Origin of the sequence: Pseudomonas putida, assembly GCF_002741075.1 — a bacterium.
Classification (GTDB): Bacteria; Pseudomonadota; Gammaproteobacteria; order Pseudomonadales; family Pseudomonadaceae; genus Aquipseudomonas; species Aquipseudomonas putida_T.
The window spans coordinates 4,633,424-4,658,620 of sequence record NZ_CP016634.1; the positions used below are offsets into that span (position 1 = coordinate 4,633,424).

Genomic DNA, 25,197 nt, shown 5'->3' on the forward strand with positions numbered 1-25,197 from the left:
TCCTTTCAGCAGCACGGAACGCTTCTTGCTGGTCTGTGCTGAGGTGCCGGTTTCCGGGCTGCACGGCAGCCCCGAAACGGACGGCGCGCAAGGTATTCATTCGATCACAGCCCAAGGCCATCATGTCATCGAGCTCGTTCCGCCATTCATTGCGTCGTTTGTGGGGCCAAGACAAATTCAGCTACAGCATCCGGGTAACGGTCGCGCTCACCGGCAGCATGGCGCTGTGCTGGTACCAGGACGAAATGGCCCTGTTGATCCCGCTGTTCCTGGGCATCATCGCCAGCGCCCTGGCTGAGACCGACGACGGCTGGCAAGGCCGCCTAAGCGCCCTGGCCGTGACCCTCGTGTGTTTCGCCATCGCCGCCTTGTCGGTGGAGCTGCTGTTCCCCTACCCCTGGATTTTCGCCGGCGCCCTGGCCCTGGCAGCCTTCGCCCTGACCATGCTCGGCGCCTTGGGCGAGCGCTACGGCGCTATTGCCTCGGCGACCTTGATCCTTTCGGTATACACCATGATCGGCGTGGACCAGCGCGGCGGGCAGGTCAGCGATTTCTGGCACGAGCCGTTACTGCTGGTGGCCGGTGCAGCGTGGTATGGCCTGCTTTCGGTGCTGTGGCAGGCGCTGTTCTCCAACCAGCCGGTACAGCAGAGCCTGGCGAAGCTGTTCATGGAGCTTGGCCGCTACCTCAAGCTAAAGGCCAACCTGTTCGAGCCGATCCGCAACCTGGATCTAGAGGCCCGGCGCCTGGAGCTGGCCCAGCAGAACGGCAAGGTGGTGGCTGCACTGAACGCGGCCAAGGAGATCATCCTGCATCGGGTCGGCAACAGCCAACCGAACGCCAAGGTCAGCCGTTACCTGAAGCTGTACTTCCTGGCCCAGGACATCCATGAGCGGGTCAGCGCCTCGCACTACCCCTACAACGCCTTGGCCGAAGCGTTCTTCCACAGTGATGTGATGTTCCGCTGTCAGCGCCTGTTGCGACAGCAAGGCTCGGCCTGCCAGCAACTGTCCCATTCGATCCGCCTGCGCCAGCCCTTCGTGTACGGCAGCGGTTTTGCCGAAGCCCTGGAAGATCTCAACGCCTCCTTGGAGCACCTGCGCCAACAAAGCAACCCCGCCTGGCGCGGCCTGCTGCGCTCATTGCGGGCGCTGGCCGGCAACCTGGCGACCCTGGACCGCCTGCTGGGCGCCGCCAGCAACCCCGATAGCCTGGCCGACGCCAGCGACAGCAGCCTGCTGGACCGCTCGCCACGCAACCTCAAGGATGTCTGGAGCCGCCTACGCACCCAGCTGACTCCAACCTCGCTGCTATTCCGCCACGCGCTGCGCCTGTCCCTGGCGCTGTCGGTGGGTTACGGCATGGTGCACCTGATCCACCCGACTCAAGGCTACTGGATCATCCTCACCACCCTGTTCGTCTGCCAGCCCAACTATGGTGCAACTCGCCGCAAGCTGGTGCAGCGTGTGCTCGGCACTGCCGTTGGCCTGACCGTCGGCTGGGCGCTGTTCGACCTGTTCCCCAGTCCGATCATCCAGTCAATGTTCGCCGTCGTCGCCGGAGTGGTGTTCTTCGTCAACCGGACCACCCGCTACGCCTTGGCCACAGCGGCGATCACCTTGATGGTGCTGTTCTGCTTCAATCAGATCGGCGATGGGTACGGCCTGTTCCTGCCACGCCTGTTCGATACCCTCGTGGGCAGCCTGATCGCGATTCTGGCGGTGTTCCTGTTCCTGCCCGACTGGCAGGGGCGGCGTCTGAACAAAGTGCTGGCCAATACCCTCACCTGCGCCAGTGCCTATCTGCGCCAGATCATGCAGCAGTATGCCCATGGCAAGCGCGACGACCTGGCCTACCGCCTGGCCCGCCGCAATGCCCACAACGCCGATGCGGCGCTGTCGACCACGCTGGCCAACATGCTCATGGAGCCAGGACACTTCCGCAAGGAAGCCGATGTGGGCTTTCGCTTCCTGGTGCTCTCCCACACCCTGCTCAGCTACCTCTCCGGGCTCGGCGCGCACCGCGACACGGCGCTGCCGCCGGAAGTTCACGAGCAGTTGATCGATGGCGCCGGACAGAGCCTGGCCAACAGCCTCGATGAGATCGCCAATGGCCTGGCCGCGCGCCTACCCGTGGCCATTCACAGCGATGCCGAGCAAGCCCTGGCCAGCGCCCTGGAGCAGATGCCCGAGGAATTGGATGAACACCAGCGCTTGGTACAGACGCAATTGGCGCTGATCTGCCGCCAGTTGGGGCCACTGCGCACCCTGGCGGCGCACCTGATCAAGGAAAACCCTCCGCACTGACCTTTCGCGGCGGTTTGGCACCGGGATTCACGCGCGAAAGCGTCGCGCCTCAGAACCCGTACTGGCGCAACAGCCGGGCATAGCTGCCATCGGCCTTCATCGCGGCTATGGCGCGGTCGAACCGCTCGACGATCTGTCGATGTTCGGGATGCTTGAGGCTGACCAGGATGTGCAGGTTGTTCTCGCCCAGCGCAGGCTCCACGAAGGTCACCGCTTCACGCACCTCCTTCGTCTCGCGCTGCAGGCTGTAGCGCGCGACGAACTCGTCTTCCACCGTCAGATCGACCCTTCCCGCCGCCAGCATACGCACCGCCGAAGAGAAATTACGCACCGCCACCTTGTGCAAACGCGCGTCGCTGTCGAACCCGGGTGAATAGGCGTAGTCCCGCACCACGGCAATGGAGTAGTCGTAGAGATCGGCCAAACGTCGGTAGCTCAACGGCTTGTCTTGCGGCCTGAGCAGGCGGATGCGGTTGGTCAAATAAGGCTCGGAAAACGCGCCCAGACGCGTGCGCGAGTCGTTGTACCAGGTATTGACGAGGATGTCGTAGCGGCCCTCGCCAATACCCATCAGGGCTCTGGCCCAAGGCACCTGCTCGACATTGCTGGCATAGCCAGCACGGGTCAGGGCGGCGGTGACGATACTGGTGGCCAAGCCACCGCCGGGCAGGTCACTGTCGGTGAAGGGCGGCCAACTGTCGGCCACCAGACGCAACTTCTCGACCGCCATGGCGGGCGTGACCAGCACGATTACCAGTAAGCCAAGCGCGCAAAGCAGTGACCGCATGCTCAAGTCCTTTCGCAGTTGGTGATCCACTCTGATGGTGGCGATCCGCACGACTACAGGATGGGCAGACTACACAAAGCCCTCTCGGCCAGCAGCTGACAAATGATATCAAATAGCCTCTATTTTGGCCGAATGTGGCGAAGGCCATTTTTGGGCAATGTCCGACTCGTCGTCGGAGGCTGGATTTGCGATGATCGACCGCCCCTTCAAAGAGTTCATACCCATGTCCATCGAGTGGATCTGCAAGCACCATACCGACCTTGGCAAGGAGCAGCTCTATGCCATCCTGCAACTGCGCACCGAAGTCTTCGTGGTGGAGCAGCAATGCGCCTACCAGGAGGTCGACGGCCAGGACCTTTGCGGGGATACGCTGCACCTGATGGGATGGGAGCAAGACCGTTTGGTGGCCTACCTGCGCCTGCTCGACCCTCAATCCCAAGGCGGCGATGTGGTCATTGGCCGCGTGGTGACCGCCCCCGCCGCCCGCGGTGGCGGCCTGGGCCATCAGCTGTTGCTCAAGGGCCTGGAGTGCGCCGAGCATTGCTGGCCTGGAACACCGATCTACCTGTCAGCCCAGGCACATCTGCAGGCCTACTATGCGCGGCATGGGTTCGAAGTGGCGGGGGAGCAGTACCTCGAGGATGGCATCCCGCATATCGGTATGCGCAAGGTTTGAGGTAAGAGGGCATAGAGCAGCCGGGGCGCTCATGTCATGGATACCCCAACACGTCCCTGATCTGGCGCAGGTGCTGGATGATCCACTGCTTGTCGATGGCACCCCAATCATGGATGCGGTAGTGCCCTGCGTGATTGCGCGCCCCCGCCTGCTGTTCGAACTCACAGACGATATCCAGGTCCGCCAGTGCGGCGATGGTGTCCTGCGCAGTGCGCCGGGGCATGCCGGTGGCTTCCATCAGCGCCGGAACGCTGGTGGCGGTCTGGCTGTCGATCAACCAGGCCACATAGAGCCGCCGGTAGAAACTGCTCTTGGTCTTGCTCACATCCATGCTGCTCGATCCTCAGGTAGTGCCCGGCAATTCCTGGTAGGTCAGGTAGACGCGCAGGTCGAATTCCAATTGATGGTAGTCCGGCTCCATGTGCTGACAGAGCTGGTAGAACGCTTTGTTGTGGTCGCGTTCGCGCAGGTGCGCCAACTCGTGCACCACGATCATGCGCAAGAACTGTGGTGCCGCGTCCTTGAACAGCGAGGCGATGCGGATTTCCTTCTTGGCCTTGAGCTTGCCGCCCTGCACACGGGAGACCGCCGTGTTCAGGCCCAGGGCACGATGCGTCAGATCCAGACGGTTGTCGAACAGCACCTTGTCCAGGTTAGGTGCACTGCGCAGGTACTGCTGTTTCAAGTCTTGGGCATAGCTGTACAGCGCTTTGTCGCTCTGCACATCGTGGCGCTCGGGGTAGCGTTGGTGCAGGTAGTCGCCCAGGCGATCGCTGGCGATCATCTGGCGCACCTGCTCTTGCAGGTGAGGCGGGTAGGCTTGCAGGTAGCGTAATGCGGTCATGATACGGCGGCATTCCTGATGAGCAGGGGCCGCTTCACGCCCTATCGCGGCACAAGGCCGCTCCTACAGGGACTGTGCATCCCTGTAGGAGCGGCCTTGTACCGCGATGGGCTGCGAAGCAGCCCCCATGGACGCCTGATCAGTTGACCTTGGCAGCCAACTCGCCCTTGGCGTAACGCTGGAACATGCCTTCCAGGGAGATCGGCTTGATCTTGGAGGCGTTGCCGGCGGTGCCGAAGGCTTCGTAACGGGCGATGCAGACATCACGCATGGCCTTCACGGTCTCGGCGAAGAACTTGCGTGGGTCGAACTCGCTCGGGTGCGCAGCCATGTAGCGACGGATGGCACCGGTGGAGGCCAGACGCAGGTCGGTGTCGATGTTGACCTTGCGCACGCCGTACTTGATGCCTTCGACGATCTCTTCGACCGGCACGCCGTAGGTTTCCTTGATGTCACCACCGAATTCGTTGATGACCTTCAGCCATTCCTGCGGCACCGAGGAGGAACCGTGCATCACCAGGTGGGTGTTGGGGATGCGCTTGTGGATTTCCTTGATGCGGTCGATGGCCAGGATGTCACCGGTTGGCGGCTTGGTGAACTTGTAGGCACCGTGGCTGGTACCGATGGCGATGGCCAGGGCGTCGACCTGGGTCTTCTTGACGAAGTCGGCGGCCTCTTCCGGGTCGGTCAGCATCTGGCTGTGATCCAGAGTACCTTCGGCGCCGATGCCATCTTCTTCGCCGGCCTGGCCGGTTTCCAGGCTGCCCAGGCAACCCAGTTCGCCTTCGACGGACACACCGCAGGCGTGGGCGAATGCCACGGTCTGCTGAGTGACGCGAACGTTGTACTCGTAGTCGGACGGGGTCTTGCCGTCTTCCTTGAGCGAGCCGTCCATCATCACCGAGCTGAAGCCCAGCTGGATGGAGCGCTGGCAGACGTCAGGGCTGGTGCCGTGGTCCTGGTGCATGCACACCGGGATATGCGGGAACTCTTCGATCGCCGCCAGGATCAGGTGGCGCAGGAACGGGGCACCGGCATACTTGCGGGCGCCGGCCGAGGCCTGGACGATGACCGGGGAGTCGGTGGCATCCGCAGCTTCCATGATGGCGCGCATCTGCTCGAGGTTGTTGACGTTGAAAGCCGGAACGCCATAGCCGAACTCGGCGGCGTGGTCCAGCATCTGGCGCATGCTAATGAGTGCCATTGTGTATCTCTCTCCCGACAAGCGTCGTTGTTTCGTGCAAGCCTGCCGCAGGGGCGGTTGCTGTTCAAGTAGTGTGGGCCGCCGTCGCGGCCCGGCCAGTCACGGTGCCTTGCAGCCCCGCCCAATCAGATCATTGGTCGCCACCCAATACACCAGGCCTTCGTCGCCCTTGGTGTGGAAGGCCAGTACCCCGTCGCTGTACAGCGCACCGGAGGCACCCGGCTCGGACTTGAGCCGATAGACCTGGTCGCCGCCACCCAGGCGTACGTCGACCGAATCTTGCGTGGCATCGGCGAAGCGCCAGAGCACTTCGGTCTGGGTGTCGCAGACCCAGCGGGTCCAGTTATCCGCCGGAGCCGGTTGCGCCGGCTGCAGCAGCGAGCATCCTGCCAGGGTCGCCAGGGCCAATGCGGCCAGAAGCGCTTTCATCCAAAAACCTCGTCGTGGATCCGCTACGCGGCCCTAATCCAAGACCACAAAACCCAACCTTGGTTGCCTGGCGCCCGATCAAGGGCAGCCCGGTGCCTGGCGCTGGTGTTCGTCGTCATACTTTTCCAGGCCTTCCGGGCCAATGCGCTTGTTGATGACCGGCGCCGTCTCCGCCTGCCACTGAGACTGGTAGCAGCCGCCCTTGGGTGGCTGCGACGGCTCGGTGTCGGCAGACTTACTGGAGCAGGCGCCCAGCAACAAGGCCAGGATCATCACAGGCAATTGCTTGACCATCAGGTCGCTCCCTTTGCCAAGCGCCGCCATGCTCAGGCCTTGGCCCGCTCTTCCAGGATAGCCACGGCGGGCAGGACCTTGCCTTCGACGAATTCGAGGAACGCGCCGCCACCGGTAGAAATGTAGGAGATATCAGCGCCGACGCCATATTTGTCGATGGCCGCCAGGGTGTCACCACCACCGGCGATGGAGAAGGCGGCGCTGTCGGCGATGGCCTTGGCCAGCACTTTGGTGCCGTTGCCGAACTGGTCGAATTCAAACACGCCGACCGGGCCGTTCCACAGGATGGTCTTGGACGACTTCAGCAACTCGGCGAACTGTTCGGCAGTCTTCGGGCCGATGTCCAGGATCATGTCATCATCAGCTACATCGGCGATGGACTTGACGATGGCCTCGGCACTCTCGGCGAATTCCTTGGCAACGACCACGTCCACGGGCAGCGGCACGCTGACCTTGGCGGCGATGGCCTTGGCGGTCTCGACCAGGTCCGGCTCGTACAGCGACTTGCCGACCTTGTGGCCAGCCGCGGCGAGGAAGGTGTTGGCGATGCCGCCACCGACGATCAGTTGGTCGCAGACCGTGCTCAGGCTGTTGAGCACGTCCAGCTTGGTGGACACCTTGGAGCCGGCGACGATGGCGGCCATCGGCTTGGCCGGGGCCTTCAGGGCCTTGCCCAGGGCATCGAGCTCGGCAGCCAGCAGCGGGCCTGCAGCGGCGACCTTGGCGAACTTGGCAACGCCGTGGGTCGAGCCCTCGGCGCGGTGGGCGGTGCCGAAGGCGTCCATGACGAACACGTCGCACAGGGCCGCGTACTTTTGCGCCAGCTCGTCGGCGTTCTTCTTCTCGCCCTTGTTGAAGCGAACGTTCTCGAACAGCACCAGGTCACCGGCCTTGACCTCGACACCGTCCAGGTAATCGGCGACCAGCGGCACTTCGCGGCCCAGGGCCTTGCTCAGGTAGTCGGCGACTGGCTTGAGGCTGTTCTCGGCGGAGAATTCGCCCTCGGTCGGACGACCCAGGTGCGAGCAAACCATCACGGCCGCGCCTTTTTCAAGGGCCAGCTTGATGGTCGGCAGCGCAGCCAGGATACGCGCATCGCTGGCTACCACACCGTCTTTCACAGGGACGTTGAGGTCTTCGCGGATCAGTACGCGCTTACCTTGCAGGTCGAGGTCGGTCATCTTCAACACGGTCATGAATGCAGTCCTTCAGGGCTGTTTGGTGCGGGTTTGGTGTACGACGTGCAGGAAGTGACCGGCAACGTCGAGCATACGGTTGGCGAACCCCCATTCGTTGTCGAACCAGGCCAGCAGGTTCACCAGGCGAGGGCCGGAAACACGGGTCTGGCTGGCATCGACGATGGCCGAATGCGGGTCGTGGTTGAAATCACAGCTGGCATGGGGCAGCTCGGTGTAGGCCAGCAGCCCCTTGAGCGGGCCGGTCAGCGCGGCCTCGCGCAACACCCGGTTGACCTCTGCCGCGCTGGTGTCGCGAGCGGTCTGCAAGGTGATGTCCAGGCACGACACGTTGACGGTCGGCACGCGTACGGCTTTGGCCTGGATTCGACCGGCAAGTTCCGGAAGCAGGCGCTCGATGCCGCGCGCCAGACCAGTGGACACCGGAATTACCGACTGGAACGCCGAACGCGTACGACGCAGATCCTCGTGGTGATAGGCGTCGATTACCGGCTGGTCGTTCATCGCCGAGTGGATGGTGGTGATCGACACGTACTCGATGCCGAACGCCTGGTCCAGCACACGCAGCAGCGGCACGCCGCAGTTGGTGGTACAGGAGGCGTTGGACACCAGGCGTTCATCGCCGCTCAGGCAGTCCTGGTTGATGCCATAGACCACCGTGGCATCGACATCCGCGTCACTGGACATCGGTTGGGAGAACAGTACCCGAGGCGCGCCGGCATCGAGGAAACGCTGGCCATCGGCTCGGGTGTTGTAGGCTCCGGAGCACTCCAGCACCAGGTCGACGCCCAGCGCCGCCCAGTCGATGCCTTCCGGGGTGGCGCTGCGCAGGACCTTCACGCAGTCGCCATTGATGTGCAGGCAGTCACCATCGACCCTCACCTCGCCGGGGAAGCGGCCATGGGTGGAATCGAAACGGGTCAGGTACTCGAGGCTGGCCTGGTCGGCCAGGTCGTTCAGCGCGACGATCTCGAAGCCGGCATTCGCCCCTCGCTCGAACAGTGCGCGCAAGACACAACGACCGATACGGCCGTAACCGTTGAGTGCAACTTTGTAGGGACGCGGATGGGGCATCAGAGGACTCACGAACACATACGTTAATGACCACTGCCTGGGGCCGCTTTGCGGCCCATCGCGACGCAAGGCCGCTCCTACAGGAGGCTGCATGCGCAACACCCTGTAGGAGCGGCCTTGTGTCCCGATCGAGGGCAAAGCCCTCGCCTTGCACAACCTGGAGGGCGTCACCGCCCTCCGTTTCACATCAGTCTTCCAGGAGTTCTTCGGCGGTACCCAGGATGTTTTCCAGGGTGAAGCCGAACTCCTCGAACAGTGCGGAGGCCGGCGCCGACTCACCATAGGTGGTCATGCCGATGACGCGGCCTTCCAGGCCCACGTACTTGTACCAGAAGTCCGCGTGGGCGGCCTCGATGGCGATGCGCGCACTCACTTCAAGCGGCAGCACGGACTGCTTGTAGGCAGCGTCCTGGGCGTCGAACACACTGGTGCACGGCATGGAAACCACGCGCACCTTGCGGCCTTGCTCGGTCAGCTTGTCGAATGCCTGAACCGCCAGGCCCACTTCCGAACCGGTGGCGATCAGGATCAGTTCAGGCTCGCCGGCGCAGTCCTTGAGCACGTAGCCGCCGCGGCTGATGTCGGCGATCTGCTGGGCGTCGCGCTCCTGGTGCTGCAGGTTCTGGCGCGAGAAGATCAGCGCCGATGGGCCGTCCTTGCGCTCCAGGGCTTGCTTCCAGGACACGGCCGATTCCACCGCGTCGGCTGGGCGCCAGGTGTCCAGGTTCGGCGTGCTGCGCAGGCTGGTCAGTTGCTCGATCGGCTGGTGGGTCGGGCCATCTTCGCCCAGGCCGATGGAGTCGTGGGTGTAGACATGGATGACGCGCTGCTTCATCAGGGCGGACATGCGCACTGCATTGCGGGCGTATTCCATGAACATCAGGAAGGTCGCGCCGTAAGGCACCAGGCCACCGTGCAGGGCGACGCCGTTCATGATGGCGGTCATGCCGAATTCGCGCACGCCGTAGAAGACGTAGTTGCCGCTGGCATCGTCGGCACTGACGCCTTTGCAGCCCTTCCACAGGGTCAGGTTGGAGCCGGCCAGGTCAGCCGAGCCGCCGAGGAACTCCGGCAGCAGCGGGCCGAAAGCGTTCAGGGCGTTCTGGCTTGCCTTGCGGCTGGCGATGGTCTCGCCCTTGGCAGCGACTTCGTTGATGTAGGCCTGGGCCTTCTTGGCGAAGTCGGCTGGCAGCTCGCCGCTTTCACGGCGCTTGAATTCGGCAGCCAGCTCAGGATAGGCCTTGGCGTAGGCATCGAAACGCTGGTTCCAGTCGGCTTCGAGCTTGGCACCGGCAGCCTTGGCGTCCCACTCGGCGTAGATGTCGGCCGGGATTTCGAACGGGCCGTGGTTCCAGTTCAGGGCTTTGCGAGCCAGGGCGATTTCGTCGTTGCCCAGCGGTGCGCCGTGGCAGTCTTCCTTGCCCTGCTTGTTCGGCGAGCCGAAACCGATGATGGTCTTGCAGCAGATCAGGGTCGGGCGATCGCTCTTGCGTGCGGTCTCGATGGCGGTCTTGATCTCGTCGGCGTCGTGGCCGTCGACGTTGCGGATCACCTGCCAGTTGTACGCCTCGAAGCGCGCCGGCGTGTTGTCGGTGAACCAGCCGTGCACTTCACCGTCGATGGAGATGCCGTTGTCGTCGTAGAAGGCGATCAGCTTGTTCAGGCCCAGGGTGCCGGCCAGGGAGGCGACTTCGTGGGAGATACCCTCCATCATGCAGCCGTCGCCCAGGAACACATAGGTGTTGTGGTCGACGATGGTGTGGCCGTCACGGTTGAACTGGGCCGCCAGCACTTTTTCCGCCAGGGCGAAGCCCACGGCATTGGCGATCCCCTGGCCCAGCGGGCCGGTGGTGGTCTCGACGCCTGCGGTGTAGCCGTACTCCGGGTGGCCCGGGGTGCGGCTGTGCAGTTGGCGGAAGGCCTTGAGGTCGTCGATCGACAGGTCGTAGCCGGTCAGGTGCAGCAGCGAATAGATGAGCATCGAGCCGTGGCCATTGGACAGCACGAAACGGTCGCGGTCGGCGAATTTCGGATTGCTCGGGTTGTGCTTCAGGTAATCGCGCCAAAGCACCTCGGCGATATCCGCCATGCCCATGGGGGCACCTGGGTGGCCGCTGTTGGCCTTTTGCACGGCATCCATGCTGAGGGCACGAATGGCGTTGGCACGTTCACGACGGCTGGGCATCGCTGAGTCTCCTGGGGCTTGAAAAGGTAGTGAAACGAAAAAGGCCGCCATTTTCGCCCACAGGCGGGGCTGGGGGCAATGACGGATGGTCGCAGTTGGGTATTTTTCCTGTCTTTGGGCCGTAAATCGGGACAATTCGCAAGTCGGCGGCGCCCTGTTCGCGGGTAAACCCGCGCCTACTGGGGCAACACCAGCCCATGGGCGCGGGTTCGCCCGTGAGCCGGACAACCACGACTCCGCCCATCAGCCAATATCAAAACTTTTTGATATTGCTATTGCGACGACTGCATCCCCTGTCTAGACTGCCGCCCCATGAACCCGAGCGCGCCCATCATCCATCACCGCAGCGACGAGCTGGCCGCCCTGTGCAAGGCCAGCGGCGATCCGCTGCGCCTGAATGTACTGCGCGCACTGGCCAGTGACTCGTTCGGCGTGCTGGAGCTGGCGCAGATCTTCGACATTGGCCAATCCGGCATGAGCCACCACCTCAAGGTGCTGGCCCAGGCGGAACTGGTGGCCACGCGCCGCGAAGGCAATGCGATCTTCTACCGCCGCGCCCTGCCCGACAGCCTGCGCCTGGGCGGCCGCCTGCACGCGGCCTTGCTCGAAGAGGTGGATGGCCTGGCCCTGGCGCAAGACGTGCAGGCACGCATCGCCCAGGTGCAACAGCGTCGCGCCGCCACCAGCCAGGACTTCTTCCTGCGCGTGGAAGAAAAGTTTCGTGCTCAGCAAGACTTGATCGCCGGCCTGCCGCAGTACCGCGACAGCCTCTTGGCCCTGCTCGACAACCTGAGCTTCGGCCCCGACGCCAGCGCGCTGGAAGTCGGTCCCGGTGATGGCGGCTTCCTGCCGGACCTGGCGCGGCGCTTCAATCAGGTCACAGCCCTGGACAACAGCTCGACCATGCTCGAACTGGCCCGCCAAGTCTGCGAGCGCGAAGGGCTGAATAATGTAAATCTGCAGTTGGCCGATGCACTGGGTGCAACGGATGTGGAAGCCGACTGCGTTGTGCTGAACATGGTGTTGCACCATTTCAGCGACCCGGCCCTGGCCCTGCGCCTGCTGGCCAAACGGGTGAAAGCAGGCGGCAGCCTGCTGGTCACCGAGCTGTGCAGCCATGACCAGAGCTGGGCGCGGGAAGCCTGCGGCGATCTCTGGCTGGGCTTCGAGCAGGACGACCTGGCCCGTTGGGCCCGGGTAGCGGGGCTAGTACCCGGGGACAGCCTCTATGTGGGCTTGCGTAACGGTTTCCAGATTCAGGTCCGCCATTTCCAGCGGACGACTGGCGACACTCACCATCGGTAAATTTTTAGGAACCCGTCGAGATGAGCGAATACTCCCTTTTCACTTCCGAGTCCGTGTCCGAAGGGCATCCGGACAAGATCGCCGACCAGATTTCGGACGCGGTCCTTGATGCAATCATCGCCCAGGACAAATACGCCCGCGTAGCCTGCGAAACCCTGGTCAAGACCGGTGTCGCCATCATTGCCGGCGAAGTGACCACCTCCGCCTGGGTCGACCTGGAAGATCTGGTGCGCAAAGTCATCATCGACATCGGCTACAACAGCTCCGACGTTGGCTTCGACGGCGCCACCTGCGCCGTGATGAACATCATCGGCAAGCAATCGGTAGACATCGCTCAAGGCGTCGACCGTTCCAAGCCGGAAGACCAGGGCGCGGGCGACCAGGGCCTGATGTTCGGCTACGCCAGCAACGAAACCGACGTGCTGATGCCTGCCCCGATCTGCTTCTCCCACCGCCTGGTCGAGCGCCAGGCCGAAGCGCGCAAGTCCGGCCTGCTGCCGTGGCTGCGTCCGGACGCCAAGTCGCAGGTCACCTGCCGTTACGAAAATGGCAAGGTCGTGGGTATCGATGCCGTGGTCCTGTCGACCCAGCACAACCCGGAAGTCTCCTACAAAGACCTGCGTGAAGCCGTCATGGAGCTGATCGTCAAGCACACCCTGCCTGCCGAGCTGCTGCACAAGGACACCCAGTTCCACATCAACCCAACCGGCAACTTCATCATTGGTGGCCCGGTGGGCGACTGCGGCCTGACCGGTCGCAAGATCATCGTCGACTCCTACGGCGGCATGGCCCGCCACGGTGGCGGCGCGTTCTCCGGCAAGGACCCGTCCAAGGTCGACCGTTCGGCGGCCTACGCCGGACGCTACGTAGCCAAGAACATCGTTGCCGCAGGCCTGGCTGACCGCTGCGAGATCCAGGTGTCCTACGCCATCGGCGTGGCCCAACCGACCTCCATCTCGATCGACACCTTCGGCACCGGCAAGATCGCCGACGACAAGATCGTGCAATTGGTCCGCGAGTGCTTCGACCTGCGTCCATACGCCATTACCACCATGCTCGACCTGCTGCACCCGATGTACCAGGAAACTGCTGCCTACGGTCACTTTGGCCGTATCCCACAGCAGAAGACTGTGGGCGACGACACCTTCACCACTTTCACCTGGGAACGTACCGATCGCGTCGACGCCCTGCGCGCCGCAGCCGGCCTGTAAGGGTGAACGGCTGATTGCACGCCGCACATCACAGACTGCACGAAAAAGCCCCTGCCGAGTGATCGGCAGGGGCTTTTTCGTGACATATCGACTGACAACTCCACCCGGCGCCCACGCCTGCGGTCGCCTAGGCTGAGCATTCCCTCCCGCCAAGCAAGGATGCTGGCTATGCCCTCAATGCTCATCGCTGCATTGCTGATTCTTCTGCCGATCGTCACTCAGGCCGCCACCTGCCCGACCTGGCCCCAGGCTCGTGCCAACGATGAAATCACCCGATTGCGCGAAACCCTCGCCACGTGGGACGACCAGTACCACCGCCAGGGCCATTCACCCGTGGCGGACGAACTCTACGACCAGAGCCGGCAGCGCCTGCACACGCTGCAAACCTGCTTCGACCTGCCAGGCAGCGATGACCCGCTGGCCAGCGCCCGCGGCACCATTGCCCACCCCACACCCCATACGGGCGTGATCAAATTGGCCGATGAGCAGGCCGTAGCCAGCTGGCTGCGAGCAAAGCGTGATGTCTGGATACAACCGAAGGTCGACGGGGTCGCGACTTCGCTGGTGTACCGCCAAGGCCATTTGGTGCAGTTGCTCAGCCGTGGCGATGGCGTGCAAGGGCACGACTGGAGCCGCCATATTCCCAACCTGAGCGGTATCACTCGACAACTGCCGGAGCCTCTGGACCTCGTACTGCAGGGCGAACTCTACTGGCGCCTGTCGCAGCACACACAAGCGCAGGACGGCAGCGCCAATGCTCGTGGCACAGTGGCCGGACTGCTGGCGCGCAAGACGCTGGACGATACCCAAGGTGCCGATATTGGCCTGTTCGTCTGGGATTGGCCCGAGGGGCCGTCCCGGCAGGCGCAGCGGCTGTCTCGGCTGGCGGAGCTGGGCTTTGCCGACAGCCAGCGCTATAGCATCGCCATCGAAACCTTCGAGCAGGCGTCACACTGGCGCCAGCATTGGTACCGCTCGCCCCTGCCCTTCGCTACCGATGGCGTGATCCTGCGCCAGGACAGTCGCCCGCCGGCCAAACGCTGGCGAGCCAGCCCGCCCTCTTGGATAGCCGCCTGGAAGTACCCGTTCCAACAGGCCCTGGCCGAGGTACGCGAGGTGCGCTTTCGGGTCGGACGAACCGGTCGCATCACACCCATGCTCCACCTGCACCCTGTCGTGCTGGATGACCGCCGCATCAGCCTGGTCAGCGTCGGCTCGCTGGCGCGCTGGCAGACACTCGACATCCGCCCAGGCGATCAGGTGGCGATCACGCTGGCTGGACTGACGGTACCGCGACTGGAAAGCGTGGTGCACCGCTCGACGCACCGGGAGCCCGTGACGGCGCCGGACGCCACACAGCACCATCCCCTCAGTTGCTGGCAGCCCGACGACACCTGCAAAGCGCAGTTCCTCGCCCGCCTTGCCTGGTTGAGCGGTCGCCAGGGCTTGAAGATGTCCAACCTCGGCCCTGGCATCTGGGCTCGCCTGGTGGATCATGGAGCAGTGGCCAGTCTGCATGACTGGCTGGCCTTGGACCGCGCCGACCTGCAGCGTATCCCGGGTATCGGCACGGCCCGTGCCGAGCAACTGCTGCAAGCCTTCGCCAAGGCTCGCCAGGAACCGTTCGAGCGCTGGTTGCGGGCACTCGGCGTCCCGGCGCCTCGCAGCCTGCAACTGGGGCCGGATTGGCAGACACTCGCGGCCAAGGGCCGCGAGCATTGGCTTGCCGAGCCCGGCATCGGTCCTGGGCGCGCCGCGCAACTGGAGGCGTTCTTCGCGGATGAAACACTGGGCCTGCTGGCAAAGCAATTGCGCGCACATGCAATCCAGGGTTTCTAATTTCGTCAGATCAAGGCAGCATTTCGTTTTCCGCTGTCCTGCCTTCGAATGGAGTCCACGATGAAATTGCTTTCGTCCCTTGCACTGTCCGCCCTGCTCAGCGTGGCTGCCAGCCCCCTGCTGGCCGCCGAAGAGCAGCCTGGGCTGACCGGCTGCGCGGCCAAGCGCCAGGCTATCAGCGAACAGCTCGAACAAGCGCGCACCCAAGGCAACAGCGAGCAACAGGCCGGTCTGGAAAAGGCCCTGGCCGAAGCCACCGAACACTGCACCGACTCCAGCCTGCGCAAGGAGCGTGAGCAGAAGGTCCTCGAGGCTCGCCACGAAGTGAACCAACGCACCAAGGACCTGGACAAGGCCATGAAGAAAGGCGATCCGGAGAAGATCAACAAGCGTAAGGAAAAACTCGCCGAGGCCAAGAAGGAGCTGCAGGAAGCGGTCGACGGACTGGAGCGTTGATGCTCAGCGGTGCGGAAGTAGGACTTTTCTGAAAGCGATGTAGCACCCGTTTCCAGGGTTCACTCGCCAACCGGTTGTAGGCACTATTCCCTACAAATCCTGTTGCTTTGAAGGAAATGTTCATGAAAGCCCGTTCTGCCCTGACATTGCTGATGACCCTTGGCCTGGCGGCTGGCACCGTGCACGCAGCGCAGCCCAACCCAGGCCTGACCGGTTGCGCAGCCAAGCGCAGCGCCATCGAAAACCAGCTCCAATACGCTCGCAAGCACAATAACTGGGGTGAAATTCGCGGCCTGGAAAAAGCCTTGAAGGAACACACCGCACACTGCACCGACGCCAGCCTCAAACAGCAGCGTGAAGCCAAGGTCGCTGACGCCAAGGCGGAAGTCGCCGAGCGCAAGACAGACCTCGCTGAAGCCCAAGCCAAGGGCGACAAGGGCAAGATCGCCAAGCGCGAGCGAAAACTTGCCGAGTCCGAGGCGGAACTCAAGCAGGCCGAATTGGAATTGAACAAGTGAGATTGGCTCCACGGGCTACCGCTGATAGGGACATTGCGCGGTAGTTGTAGAAGACCCTGCGTATCTTGGGGCCGCTGCGCGGTCCATTGCAGGCCTCGCCCCCACAGGTAGTGCGCGAACGCATCTGTGGGGCCGGCCGCAGGCACTGCTCCAGCGAGCGATCAGTGGTTGCGAAACTCCGTATGGCAGGCCTTGCACGCAGCTTCGACCTTGTCCATTGGCGCTTTCAGAGCTGCCGCCTCCAGTGGCTGGTCACCGGTCACGCTGACCAGTTCGCCTGTCACCGCCTCCAATTGCCGAGCCAACTCCTGGAAACGCGCCTGACGCTCCCACACCTCAGGCCGCGCGCTGCTATCGCCCTCATCCTTGACCTGCGGAAAATGCTTCCACGGCTCGTGGGACAGGCCATCGAGCTTCACCGCGCCCTCCGCGAACCGGGCGCCATCGAACGGTATTCGGCCACGCAGCATGCCGCCCATATCTTCGCTGGTCTTGAGCATCTGCTTGAAGATCGCCTTGCGCTGGCCCAGTGGTGAGTTAGGATCGACACGGTCACAGGCCGCCAGGGATAGGCTGACCAACAGCAGAACGGTGAAACATTTCAACATCACGGTCACATTGGCAGAGGGAAAGGGCCAACAGTATCCTCGCCTGCTCGACAAAGACCAATACCCTCACGAAAAACATGGGCAGCCCGAACACGCCGCCCATTCAAGGATTCAACCATGAGATCTGCTCTGCGCCACCTGGCCTGGGCGCTTCCCGCCCTGGCCCTGCTGGTTGGTTGCAACGGCGGCGAGAACGCCAAACCCGAACCCCACGCCGTGGCGACCTACGCCCCGGCCACCTGGCAAGACCTGCCAAGCGTCAGTGACGACGATCTGCTGGCTGGTTTCCAAGCCTGGCGCAATGGCTGCGAAAAGCTCAAGCGTGACCCGGTCTGGGCCGTTACCTGCGAGGCCGCGGCGCGGATGCCTGAGGACGCTGCCCAGGTCCGCGCGTTTCTGCAGCAGAACCTGGAGGTCTACGGCCTGCGCTCGGCGCAAAACAATGCCAACGGCCTGATCACCGGCTACTACGAACCGGTCTACCCCGGAAGCCTCAACCGCACCGATGCCGCCCACGTGCCGGTGTATGGCATTCCCGAGGACATGATCGTGGTCGACCTGGCCAGCGTCTATCCGGAGCTCAAGGGCAAACGCCTGCGCGGGCGCCTCGATGGCCGCGTGCTCAAGCCCTACGACACCGCTGAAGTGATCAACCGCGACGGCGTAAAAGCACCGGTACTGGCCTGGCTGACCGATCCGATGGACCTGCAGTTCTTGCAGATCCAAGGCTCCGGGCGAATTCAGCTCGAAGACGGGCGCCAACTGCGTCTGGGCTATGCCGACCAGAACGGCCACCCCTATCGCCCCATCGGCCGCTGGCTGGTGGAGCAAGGCCAGTTGAAGAAAGAGGACGTGACCATGGGCAGCATTCATGCCTGGGCCCAGGCCAACCCGCAGCGGGTTCCCGAGCTGCTGGCCAGCAACCCCAGCTACGTGTTCTTCGGCACCCGCCCTGACAGCAACGAAGGCCCACGCGGCTCGTTGAACGTACCGCTGAGCGCTGGCTACAGCGTCGCCATCGATCGCAAGGTGATCCCCCTGGGCAGCCTGCTGTGGCTGTCCACCACCCGTCCAGATGGCAGCCCGGTGGTGCGACCGGTGGGCGCCCAGGATACGGGCGGCGCCATTACAGGCGAGGTTCGCGCGGACCTGTTCTGGGGCACTGGTCCAGAGGCCGGTGAGCTGGCCGGGAACATGAAGCAGCCAGGGCAGATCTGGATGCTGTGGCCCAAGGGGGCGGCGCTGCCTGAGGTGCCGAAAGTCCCTTGAGTCGATGAACCTTCCTCGGGCCCCCTCCCACCGGCACAGCGCAATGTTCGAGAACCACGCAGCACCTGTGGGAGCGGGTTTACCCGCGTAGAAAGCGATCTGGGCTCAAATGGAGACCACGAAGAACGCCACGATCAGCCCCAGCCCCGCGAACCACATCAACGAACGCAGGATGGCCAAATCGGCCAGGTAGCAAATGATGTAGAGCAGGCGGCTGGTAATGTACAGCACCGCCAGCACATCCTGCGTTACCTGCTCGGCGTTGCCGACAATGTCGGCGACAAGCACCGCAGCGGCAAATGCCGGAAAGGCCTCGAAGCCATTCTGCTGGGCGGCATGGGCACGGCGTGGCAGGCCCGACAAGGTATCGAGGAAGGCGCGCGGGTCGTGATTGTCTCGCAGGCCGAAACGGCCACTGCTCAGCTTCGCCGTCAACCCGCACAGCGGCGGCAGGATCATGGCAATCAGGATGCACCACAGGGCTACGGTCATGGACAGGACTCCTTGTTCAAATGATCGGTTTCAGAGCTTCATCACCAGCATGCCTGCCAGGACCAGCCCGCAAGCTAGGAGTCTTGGCCCGCCAAAAGGTTCTTTGAGGTAACGCATGCCCAGCAGCACCACGAGGATCACGCTCAACTCCCGCAGCGCCGCCGCTTCAGCAACCGACCCCAAGTGCATGGCCCACAACACCAGGGCATAGCTCAGCAGCACGCATATCCCCACTGCCAGCCCGAGGCGCCATTGGATACGCCAGAACAACACGAACGGCGCCCGCCGCGCCACGCTTGCCAATAATGGGAAGGGCCAGGCACTGAGCAAAGTCAACCAGACCAGGTAATCCAACGGTTTGCCCCAGAGCTGCACAGCCCTGCCATCGAACCAGGTATAGCAACCGATGCACAGGCCGATCAGCGCGACCACCGGCAGCATCGACCACGGCAGGCGGTCACCGCCGCCGCCCTGCCACAGCAAGCAGGCCATGCCGCAAGGAATCAGCAGAATGCCGATGATCTGCTTGTCGCTCAACGATTCGCCGGCAAAGGCCAGCGTAAGCCCCAGCACCACCAAAGGCGACAAACCGCGCATCAGAGGATAGACCAGCCCCAGGTCGCCAACCCGATACGCCTGGATCAACAGAAAACGGTACAGCTGCTCGGCCAGGGCCGAAGCGAGCAACCAAGGCCAGATGTGCGTCGGTGGAAAGTCTACGAACGCCACCGCCGCCACGGCGAAAGCCAGAGCGACAAGGTCCATGCTGGCGATCACCAGCAGGCGCTCGCCACTGAATTTGATCAGGGTATTCCAGGTCGCGTGGAGCAGAGCCGCGACCAAAACCAGCGAAGTTGCCAACACGGGGAGGGTCCTTGCACAGAGTCCAGGCCCTCGTTGGCCTGATTGTCGGACACTATATCGATTTCCGGGCCTGATGTAGGAGTCGGCGCCCTGTCTGGCGGAACGAATCCCACGGATTGGGTCATAAGGTGTGTCCCGAAACGCTCACCAGGTCATCAAAGAACTGCCCGAGCATTTCGGGTAACGACTTGGAAGCCACTGTTACAGGATTTGGGATGCTTGAACTTGTTGCCGCTTTTATCTGCCTGACCACCCTCCTCACCTACGTCAACTATCGCTTCATAGGCCTGCCACCGGCCATTGGCGTGATGGTCACCGCATTGCTGTTCTCCTTGATCCTGCAGGGCCTGAGCCTGATCGGCTTCCCCGGCCTGGAAGCCCGCGTCGAAGGGCTGATGAACCAGATCGACTTCAACGACCTGTTGATGCACTGGATGCTGTCGTTCCTGCTGTTCGCCGGTGCGCTACATGTCAACCTCGCCGATCTGCGCAGCTACCGTTGGCCGATCGGCCTGCTGGCGACCTTCGGCGTCCTGATCGCCACGGTGGTGATCGGCTATCTGGCCCATTGGGTCTTCTCGTTGTTCGGCTGGAGCGTGCCGCTGATCTACTGCCTGCTGTTCGGCGCGCTGATCTCCCCCACCGACCCGATTGCCGTACTCGGCGCACTGCGTACCGCCAATGCCTCCAAACCGCTCAAGACAACGATCGTGGGCGAATCACTGTTCAATGACGGCACGGCGGTGGTGGTGTTCACCGTACTGCTGGGTATCGTCCAACTCGGCGAGGCGCCAAGCTTTGCCGACACCGCAATGCTGTTCGCCCGCGAAGCCATCGGCGGGATCGTCTTTGGCGGTGTGATCGGTTACGCCACCTACCGCATGATCAAGAGCGTCGAGCAGTACCAGGTCGAGGTGATGTTGACCCTGGCGTTGGTGATCGGCGGCTCGGCCATGAGCCACGAACTGCACGTCTCGGCGCCGATCGCCATGGTCGTGGCCGGACTGATCATCGGCAACCTGGGACGCAACCTGGCGATGAACGACATGACGCGTCGCTACATGGATGGTTTCTGGGAACTGATCGACGACATGCTCAACGCCCTGCTGTTCGCCGTGATCGGCCTGGAGCTGTTGTTGCTGCCGTTCAACTGGTTGCACCTGGCCGCCGGAGCCGTGCTGGCCGTGGCGGTGCTACTGTCGCGTCTGCTGACCGTGGCGCCGGCGATCGTGATGCTGCGCCGCTGGCGCAGCGTGCCCAAGGGCACCGTCCGCGTACTGACCTGGGGTGGCCTGCGCGGCGGGGTATCGGTAGCCCTGGCGCTGTCGCTGCCCGCTGGCGCCGAGCGTGACCTGCTGCTGTCGATCACTTACATCGTGGTGCTGTCGTCGATCCTGGTGCAGGGGTTGAGCATCGGACGGGTGGTGCGCGGGGTTACTGCACAGTCGTAATGACACGCGTGTGGATACCCCGCGTTATTTCGCCCACTGATGGATTGGGCTGCTACCGCGGGGGAATCCGCTCAATCGTGCAACATTTTCTCAAGAAACGCTCCTGATGATGAGATCACAGCTCTGTAGAGGTTGAACAATTCCGTATCCCTCGCCTGCGTGGACTCCAGCACGCCACCTTCAAGCTTGAAGAGATCACAACCGGGCGTGAACATGAGAATCGGCGAGTGCGTAGCAATGACGAATTGGGCGCCCCCCTCGGCAAGCTCGCAAATTCGGATAATGAAATTGAGTTGCCGTTGCGCAGACAGCGAAGCTTCTGGCTCATCGAGAATATAAAGACCATTTTCCTTGAAACGATGCTGATAAAGCGCTTCCATGGCTTCACCATGGGATAACTCATGTAGGTCCTGCCCACCATAGTAAGTGTTGATTTTCGGATCAAAGCTACCCGCTGCATCGAGACTCCGAATCTCGGTCGTCACATTATAGAAACTCTCTGCCCGATAGAAGAAAAGATCCCCCTCCTTCCGATAGCCTTTCGTCAGGCGTAAGGCGTCATGCAATGACGAGTGAGTATCTTCGGTTTTAAAGTGAAAGTTTCTGCCGCCACCTTCTGGGTTACATCCTAACTTAATGGCGATAGCTTCCAGCAAGGTCGACTTCCCCGAACCATTCTCTCCTATAATGATTGAAATATTTTTATTAAACCGCATAGGAAATACATGCCGCAAAATCTCTGGAGCACGACATGCCGGTTTTAGGCCAACCTCTCTCAAGAAGAGTTTACTCAATGACATTACACGCTCCTTATACGGTTAATTGACTGCCTTGAGCCTGCCACTGAAAACGCAAGCCCAATGACTTGGGCGATTGACATAGAAATAATTCCCAGATAGCTTATATAAATTATTAATTTAGAAGTGAAGCCCTCGGGAAACATGAAAGCAGAAAGAAGTACCACACCAGCCGTGCCAGTTGCGAGAGCCATATCGGGAACAAACGATACAACTGAGTTCCATTTATCGTAGATGAAGCCGGCTTTCACGGCCTCAGCGAGACGGACGAAACTTGAGTCGAAATGCCCAGCCTCAAATACCCACCCGGTCTCGGCTTTACGAATAAGCATATGCGACTATTATTTCCCCATCTAGCAAACGGGTTAACGTTTGGACAAAGCGGGAACTGCAGACATCAACTGTAAGTCGCCAGACAACATTGCGACCAGCACTGAGTACAACAGGAGGTACAGGGGCGGGTTCCGCTTGACGCGGCTGAAAGGTTACTATAGGCCTGCACAACCAGACTAGTAACGGGAAGCATCTCATTCAACATATCTTGCCGAGCTCTGTGAATTGCCGAAATATCCAATATCATCAAAATCACCTTTCTATGTCATCACTGATAAGCAGCCTCCATGGCCGCTACTTATCCTTTGCTTTTCACAAACTTTTTTGTCACCCCTCCTCTGCCATAACAACTTTCAAACGTGATGCACGCACTACAAAATGAAAACCGATCCATAGCGTTGTGCAACTGAAGCGCATTGTCATGGGCCCAGAAGCGCATGTATATAAACAACCACAACAGAAAAGTTTCAGTATTTTTCTCTCAGCCCGCAAATCCATGTAATTCAAATGATTATTGCGACTTCTTGAGTAGGTATCCACATTGTTCCCAATGTTGATACGGAGATACTTGCGAAACGACATGCATCGGAGCTGGCGCAGCATGCTGATCTGGGGTGCGTATCGGTGGCCCTGACGCTGTCGCTACCCAGTGGGCCTGAGCGCGACCTGTTGCTGTCGATCACCTACATCGTGGTGCTGTCGTCGATCCTGGTGCAGGGCTTGAGCGTCGGACGGGTGGTGCGCGAGGTCAGTGCGCAGCCTTGAAAAGGCCGGGGCCGCTCCAGACAGGTACAGCGCTATACCTGTAGCAGCAGCCCGCGAAATCACTCCACCGCGGTATCCGGGAACTGGTCCTGGATGTACTTGATCTCGGTACGCCCATGCGCCGCCGGCAGGCCATCTTCACCCAGGTTGACGAACACCATCTTGTCGACCGTGAGAATGGCCTTGCGGGTAATCTTGTTGCGCACTTCGCACTTCAGCGTGATGGAGGTACGACCGAATTCGGTGGCGGTGATGCCCAGCTCGATGATGTCACCCTGGCGCGAGGCACTGACGAAGTTGATTTCCGACATGTACTTGGTGACCACGCGCTGGTTGCCCAGCTGGACGATGGCGTAGATCGCTGCCTCTTCGTCGATCCAGCGCAGCAGGCTGCCGCCGAACAGGGTGCCGTTGGGGTTGAGGTCTTCGGGTTTTACCCACTTGCGGGTGTGGAAATTCATCGGTACTCCTGACCTGCATGACTGACGTAGGGTAATGATGGCAGAGCCTTTGGCAGCGCTCCATTGAACATCGACTATCGTCTCGATTAATCGACAGAAAACCTTGGGCGTGACACGACGCCACAGCTATAATCCCTGCCGATTCACATGGCTACCCGCCACGGGGGCCATCCCGCCACCCATCCGAGGGGCGCTGCAGCAGGCTCGGCCTGTCAGGCTCGGTTGGGGCGTTGTCCGCACTGCGGACGCCTAACGCACAACGGCGCCCATTCGCACACTACGAATGGAGGCTCTCGATGAGCGCTGTAAACACGCCTGCAGGTTTTTCCGACTTCAAGGTCGCCGACATTTCCCTGGCCGATTGGGGCCGCAAGGAAGTCATCATCGCCGAATCGGAAATGCCCGCGCTGATGGGCCTGCGCCGCAAGTACCAGGCAGAGCAACCGCTCAAGGGCGCCAAGATCCTGGGCTGCATCCACATGACCATCCAGACCGCCGTACTGATCGAGACCCTGGTCGCCCTGGGCGCCGAAGTGCGCTGGTCGTCGTGCAACATCTTCTCGACCCAGGACCAGGCCGCTGCCGCCATCGCCGCCGCCGGCATCCCTGTCTTCGCCTGGAAGGGCGAGACCGAGCAGGAATACGAATGGTGCATCGAGCAGACCATTCTCAAGGACGGCCAGCCATGGGACGCCAACATGGTCCTGGACGACGGCGGTGACCTGACCGAAATCCTGCACAAGAAATACCCGGCGATGCTGGAGAAGGTCCACGGCATCACCGAAGAGACCACCACCGGCGTGCACCGCCTGCTGGACATGCTGGCCAAAGGCGAGCTGAAGGTGCCGGCGATCAACGTCAACGACTCGGTCACCAAGAGCAAGAACGACAACAAGTACGGTTGCCGTCACAGCCTCAACGACGCCATCAAGCGTGGTACCGACCACCTGCTGTCGGGCAAACAGGCCCTGGTGATCGGCTACGGTGACGTGGGCAAGGGCTCGGCTCAGTCGCTGCGTCAGGAAGGCATGATCGTCAAGGTCACCGAAGTTGACCCGATCTGTGCCATGCAGGCCTGCATGGACGGCTTCGAAGTCGTTTCCCCGTTCAAGGACGGCATCAACACCGGCACCGAAGCGGGCATCAACAAGGACCTGCTGGGCCGCATCGATCTGATCGTCACCACCACCGGTAACGTCAATGTCTGCGACGCCAACATGCTCAAGGCCCTGAAGAAGCGCGCCGTGGTCTGCAACATCGGTCACTTCGACAACGAAATCGACACCGCCTTCATGCGCAAGAACTGGGCATGGGAAGAGGTCAAGCCGCAGGTTCACAAGATCCACCGTACCGGTGCTGGCACCTTCGATCCGCAGAACGACGACTACCTGATCCTGCTGGCCGAAGGCCGCCTGGTGAACCTGGGCAACGCCACTGGCCACCCAAGCCGCATCATGGACGGCTCGTTCGCCAACCAGGTCCTGGCCCAAATCTTCCTGTTCGAGCAGAAGTTCGCCCAACTGCCTGCCGCACAGAAAGCCGAGCGTCTGACCGTCGAAGTACTGCCCAAGAAGCTCGACGAAGAAGTCGCCCTGGAAATGGTCCGCGGCTTCGGCGGCGTGGTCACCCAGCTGACCCCGCAGCAGGCCGAGTACATCGGCGTGACCGTCGAAGGCCCGTTCAAGCCGGACGCCTACCGCTACTAAGCGGCTAGCTCGAAGCATCAAGCGGCAGGCAAAGCCAGACCGCGCCCACACCGCTTGTTGCTTGAGTCCCGAGGACTTGAACGATGCCCAAGCCAGATCGGCCATCACCGATCTGGCTTTTACTTGC

The 25,197-nt window shown here is 62.0% G+C and carries 24 protein-coding genes, 1 pseudogene and 1 riboswitch; of the genes and pseudogenes, 11 read left to right on the top strand and 14 right to left on the bottom strand.

The features are described 5' to 3' along the window. Nucleotides 1–122: 122 nt before the first annotated feature. Entirely contained in the window at nt 123–2,306 is a 2,184-nt protein-coding gene (gene yccS, locus IEC33019_RS21630) for a YccS family putative transporter (RefSeq protein ID WP_070090532.1), read from the top strand. 49 nt (nt 2,307–2,355) lie between these two features. Here the strand turns inward: yccS and IEC33019_RS21635 are convergent, their stop codons facing one another. After that, complete coding sequence (locus IEC33019_RS21635; protein WP_070090533.1) at nt 2,356–3,093, bottom strand: substrate-binding periplasmic protein; 738 nt, start codon at nt 3,091–3,093, stop codon at nt 2,356–2,358. A gap of 223 nt (nt 3,094–3,316) precedes the next feature. Here IEC33019_RS21635 and IEC33019_RS21640 point away from each other — a divergent pair, with 223 nt between their 5' ends. After that, on the top strand, nt 3,317–3,769 hold the full coding sequence (locus IEC33019_RS21640; protein WP_070090618.1) for a GNAT family N-acetyltransferase: 453 nt from the start codon (nt 3,317–3,319) through the stop codon (nt 3,767–3,769). 34 nt (nt 3,770–3,803) lie between these two features. On the opposite strand, the gene IEC33019_RS21645 is transcribed toward IEC33019_RS21640, so the two are convergent. The 8 genes from IEC33019_RS21645 to tkt form a co-directional block, all read right to left on the bottom strand. Beyond that, a complete protein-coding gene (locus tag IEC33019_RS21645) occupies nt 3,804–4,100 on the bottom strand; it encodes a winged helix-turn-helix domain-containing protein (RefSeq protein WP_070090534.1) in 297 nt (98 codons plus the stop codon). A gap of 12 nt (nt 4,101–4,112) precedes the next feature. Beyond that, the gene (locus IEC33019_RS21650; RefSeq protein WP_070090535.1) at nt 4,113–4,613 is read right to left on the bottom strand and encodes a M48 metallopeptidase family protein; all 501 of its coding nucleotides are present in this window, start codon (nt 4,611–4,613) and stop codon (nt 4,113–4,115) included. A gap of 139 nt (nt 4,614–4,752) precedes the next feature. After that, nucleotides 4,753–5,817: a class II fructose-bisphosphate aldolase gene (gene fba / locus IEC33019_RS21655; RefSeq protein WP_070090536.1), complete on the bottom strand. Its 1,065-nt coding sequence runs from the start codon at nt 5,815–5,817 to the stop codon at nt 4,753–4,755. Nucleotides 5,818–5,916: 99 nt separating this feature from the next. After that, nucleotides 5,917–6,246, bottom strand: a complete 330-nt coding sequence (locus tag IEC33019_RS21660; RefSeq protein WP_070090537.1) for an MliC family protein — start codon at nt 6,244–6,246, stop codon at nt 5,917–5,919. Between the two features lie 78 nt (nt 6,247–6,324). Beyond that, complete coding sequence (locus tag IEC33019_RS21665; RefSeq protein ID WP_070090619.1) at nt 6,325–6,540, bottom strand: hypothetical protein; 216 nt, start codon at nt 6,538–6,540, stop codon at nt 6,325–6,327. 32 nt (nt 6,541–6,572) lie between these two features. After that, nucleotides 6,573–7,736, bottom strand: coding sequence for a phosphoglycerate kinase (locus tag IEC33019_RS21670; RefSeq protein WP_070090538.1), 1,164 nt, complete (start codon nt 7,734–7,736; stop codon nt 6,573–6,575). A gap of 12 nt (nt 7,737–7,748) precedes the next feature. Then, complete coding sequence (epd, locus tag IEC33019_RS21675) at nt 7,749–8,810, bottom strand: erythrose-4-phosphate dehydrogenase (protein WP_070090539.1); 1,062 nt, start codon at nt 8,808–8,810, stop codon at nt 7,749–7,751. 187 nt (nt 8,811–8,997) lie between these two features. Beyond that, nucleotides 8,998–10,995, bottom strand: a complete 1,998-nt coding sequence (tkt, locus tag IEC33019_RS21680) for a transketolase (protein WP_099593902.1) — start codon at nt 10,993–10,995, stop codon at nt 8,998–9,000. Nucleotides 10,996–11,307: 312 nt separating this feature from the next. On the opposite strand from tkt, the gene IEC33019_RS21690 reads away from it, so the two are divergent. The 5 genes from IEC33019_RS21690 to IEC33019_RS21710 all read left to right on the top strand — a co-directional run bounded on the left by IEC33019_RS21690 (nt 11,308) and on the right by IEC33019_RS21710 (nt 16,324). Beyond that, on the top strand, nt 11,308–12,300 hold the full coding sequence (locus tag IEC33019_RS21690) for an ArsR/SmtB family transcription factor (RefSeq protein WP_070090541.1): 993 nt from the start codon (nt 11,308–11,310) through the stop codon (nt 12,298–12,300). A gap of 20 nt (nt 12,301–12,320) precedes the next feature. After that, nucleotides 12,321–13,511 carry a methionine adenosyltransferase gene (gene metK, locus IEC33019_RS21695; protein WP_099593907.1) on the top strand — a complete coding sequence of 397 codons (1,191 nt, stop codon included), beginning with the start codon at nt 12,321–12,323 and terminating at the stop codon, nt 13,509–13,511. Between the two features lie 168 nt (nt 13,512–13,679). After that, nucleotides 13,680–15,350 carry an NAD-dependent DNA ligase LigB gene (gene ligB / locus IEC33019_RS21700; RefSeq protein ID WP_070090543.1) on the top strand — a complete coding sequence of 557 codons (1,671 nt, stop codon included), beginning with the start codon at nt 13,680–13,682 and terminating at the stop codon, nt 15,348–15,350. 60 nt (nt 15,351–15,410) lie between these two features. Next, nucleotides 15,411–15,806: a DUF1090 domain-containing protein gene (locus tag IEC33019_RS21705; RefSeq protein WP_070090544.1), complete on the top strand. Its 396-nt coding sequence runs from the start codon at nt 15,411–15,413 to the stop codon at nt 15,804–15,806. Between the two features lie 122 nt (nt 15,807–15,928). Continuing rightward, nucleotides 15,929–16,324 (top strand): DUF1090 domain-containing protein, encoded by a 396-nt coding sequence (locus IEC33019_RS21710; RefSeq protein WP_070090545.1) that lies wholly within the window; start codon nt 15,929–15,931, stop codon nt 16,322–16,324. 161 nt (nt 16,325–16,485) lie between these two features. Here the strand turns inward: IEC33019_RS21710 and IEC33019_RS21715 are convergent, their stop codons facing one another. Continuing rightward, the gene (locus IEC33019_RS21715) at nt 16,486–16,932 is read right to left on the bottom strand and encodes a c-type cytochrome (protein ID WP_070090546.1); all 447 of its coding nucleotides are present in this window, start codon (nt 16,930–16,932) and stop codon (nt 16,486–16,488) included. A 117-nt stretch (nt 16,933–17,049) separates the two neighbouring features. On the opposite strand from IEC33019_RS21715, the gene mltA reads away from it, so the two are divergent. After that, complete coding sequence (mltA, locus tag IEC33019_RS21720; protein ID WP_070090547.1) at nt 17,050–18,201, top strand: murein transglycosylase A; 1,152 nt, start codon at nt 17,050–17,052, stop codon at nt 18,199–18,201. A 105-nt stretch (nt 18,202–18,306) separates the two neighbouring features. Here the strand turns inward: mltA and IEC33019_RS21725 are convergent, their stop codons facing one another. Continuing rightward, complete coding sequence (locus tag IEC33019_RS21725; protein ID WP_070090548.1) at nt 18,307–18,693, bottom strand: MAPEG family protein; 387 nt, start codon at nt 18,691–18,693, stop codon at nt 18,307–18,309. A 30-nt stretch (nt 18,694–18,723) separates the two neighbouring features. Next, a complete protein-coding gene (locus IEC33019_RS21730; protein WP_070090549.1) occupies nt 18,724–19,557 on the bottom strand; it encodes an EamA family transporter in 834 nt (277 codons plus the stop codon). Between the two features lie 215 nt (nt 19,558–19,772). On the opposite strand from IEC33019_RS21730, the gene IEC33019_RS21735 reads away from it, so the two are divergent. Continuing rightward, on the top strand, nt 19,773–21,008 hold the full coding sequence (locus IEC33019_RS21735; RefSeq protein ID WP_070090550.1) for a cation:proton antiporter: 1,236 nt from the start codon (nt 19,773–19,775) through the stop codon (nt 21,006–21,008). A 71-nt stretch (nt 21,009–21,079) separates the two neighbouring features. Here IEC33019_RS21735 and IEC33019_RS21740 read toward each other — a convergent pair whose 3' ends face one another. Continuing rightward, nucleotides 21,080–21,808: an AAA family ATPase gene (locus IEC33019_RS21740; protein ID WP_170831702.1), complete on the bottom strand. Its 729-nt coding sequence runs from the start codon at nt 21,806–21,808 to the stop codon at nt 21,080–21,082. Between the two features lie 942 nt (nt 21,809–22,750). Here IEC33019_RS21740 and IEC33019_RS28325 point away from each other — a divergent pair. Then, nucleotides 22,751–22,903 (top strand): annotated as a pseudogene (locus tag IEC33019_RS28325) (cation:proton antiporter); the annotation flags it as partial. A gap of 59 nt (nt 22,904–22,962) precedes the next feature. On the opposite strand, the gene IEC33019_RS21755 reads toward IEC33019_RS28325, so the two are convergent. Beyond that, the gene (locus tag IEC33019_RS21755) at nt 22,963–23,364 is read right to left on the bottom strand and encodes an acyl-CoA thioesterase (protein WP_070090552.1); all 402 of its coding nucleotides are present in this window, start codon (nt 23,362–23,364) and stop codon (nt 22,963–22,965) included. 179 nt (nt 23,365–23,543) lie between these two features. After that, nucleotides 23,544–23,639, top strand: a riboswitch (S-adenosyl-L-homocysteine riboswitch). A gap of 21 nt (nt 23,640–23,660) precedes the next feature. Between IEC33019_RS21755 and ahcY the strand changes: the two genes are divergently transcribed. Beyond that, on the top strand, nt 23,661–25,070 hold the full coding sequence (ahcY, locus tag IEC33019_RS21760) for an adenosylhomocysteinase (protein WP_070090553.1): 1,410 nt from the start codon (nt 23,661–23,663) through the stop codon (nt 25,068–25,070). Nucleotides 25,071–25,197 lie beyond the last annotated feature (127 nt).

Coding starts and splice junctions, on each gene's coding strand:
- yccS (WP_070090532.1), top strand. CDS start 123: ATGTCATCGAGCTCGTTCCGCCATTCATTGCGTCGTTTGTGGGGCCAA.
- IEC33019_RS21635 (WP_070090533.1), bottom strand. CDS start 3,093: ATGCGGTCACTGCTTTGCGCGCTTGGCTTACTGGTAATCGTGCTGGTC.
- IEC33019_RS21640 (WP_070090618.1), top strand. CDS start 3,317: ATGTCCATCGAGTGGATCTGCAAGCACCATACCGACCTTGGCAAGGAG.
- IEC33019_RS21645 (WP_070090534.1), bottom strand. CDS start 4,100: ATGGATGTGAGCAAGACCAAGAGCAGTTTCTACCGGCGGCTCTATGTG.
- IEC33019_RS21650 (WP_070090535.1), bottom strand. CDS start 4,613: ATGACCGCATTACGCTACCTGCAAGCCTACCCGCCTCACCTGCAAGAG.
- fba (WP_070090536.1), bottom strand. CDS start 5,817: ATGGCACTCATTAGCATGCGCCAGATGCTGGACCACGCCGCCGAGTTC.
- IEC33019_RS21660 (WP_070090537.1), bottom strand. CDS start 6,246: ATGAAAGCGCTTCTGGCCGCATTGGCCCTGGCGACCCTGGCAGGATGC.
- IEC33019_RS21665 (WP_070090619.1), bottom strand. CDS start 6,540: ATGGTCAAGCAATTGCCTGTGATGATCCTGGCCTTGTTGCTGGGCGCC.
- IEC33019_RS21670 (WP_070090538.1), bottom strand. CDS start 7,736: ATGACCGTGTTGAAGATGACCGACCTCGACCTGCAAGGTAAGCGCGTA.
- epd (WP_070090539.1), bottom strand. CDS start 8,810: ATGCCCCATCCGCGTCCCTACAAAGTTGCACTCAACGGTTACGGCCGT.
- tkt (WP_099593902.1), bottom strand. CDS start 10,995: ATGCCCAGCCGTCGTGAACGTGCCAACGCCATTCGTGCCCTCAGCATG.
- IEC33019_RS21690 (WP_070090541.1), top strand. CDS start 11,308: ATGAACCCGAGCGCGCCCATCATCCATCACCGCAGCGACGAGCTGGCC.
- metK (WP_099593907.1), top strand. CDS start 12,321: ATGAGCGAATACTCCCTTTTCACTTCCGAGTCCGTGTCCGAAGGGCAT.
- ligB (WP_070090543.1), top strand. CDS start 13,680: ATGCCCTCAATGCTCATCGCTGCATTGCTGATTCTTCTGCCGATCGTC.
- IEC33019_RS21705 (WP_070090544.1), top strand. CDS start 15,411: ATGAAATTGCTTTCGTCCCTTGCACTGTCCGCCCTGCTCAGCGTGGCT.
- IEC33019_RS21710 (WP_070090545.1), top strand. CDS start 15,929: ATGAAAGCCCGTTCTGCCCTGACATTGCTGATGACCCTTGGCCTGGCG.
- IEC33019_RS21715 (WP_070090546.1), bottom strand. CDS start 16,932: ATGTTGAAATGTTTCACCGTTCTGCTGTTGGTCAGCCTATCCCTGGCG.
- mltA (WP_070090547.1), top strand. CDS start 17,050: ATGAGATCTGCTCTGCGCCACCTGGCCTGGGCGCTTCCCGCCCTGGCC.
- IEC33019_RS21725 (WP_070090548.1), bottom strand. CDS start 18,693: ATGACCGTAGCCCTGTGGTGCATCCTGATTGCCATGATCCTGCCGCCG.
- IEC33019_RS21735 (WP_070090550.1), top strand. CDS start 19,773: ATGCTTGAACTTGTTGCCGCTTTTATCTGCCTGACCACCCTCCTCACC.
- IEC33019_RS21740 (WP_170831702.1), bottom strand. CDS start 21,808: ATGTCATTGAGTAAACTCTTCTTGAGAGAGGTTGGCCTAAAACCGGCA.
- IEC33019_RS21755 (WP_070090552.1), bottom strand. CDS start 23,364: ATGAATTTCCACACCCGCAAGTGGGTAAAACCCGAAGACCTCAACCCC.
- ahcY (WP_070090553.1), top strand. CDS start 23,661: ATGAGCGCTGTAAACACGCCTGCAGGTTTTTCCGACTTCAAGGTCGCC.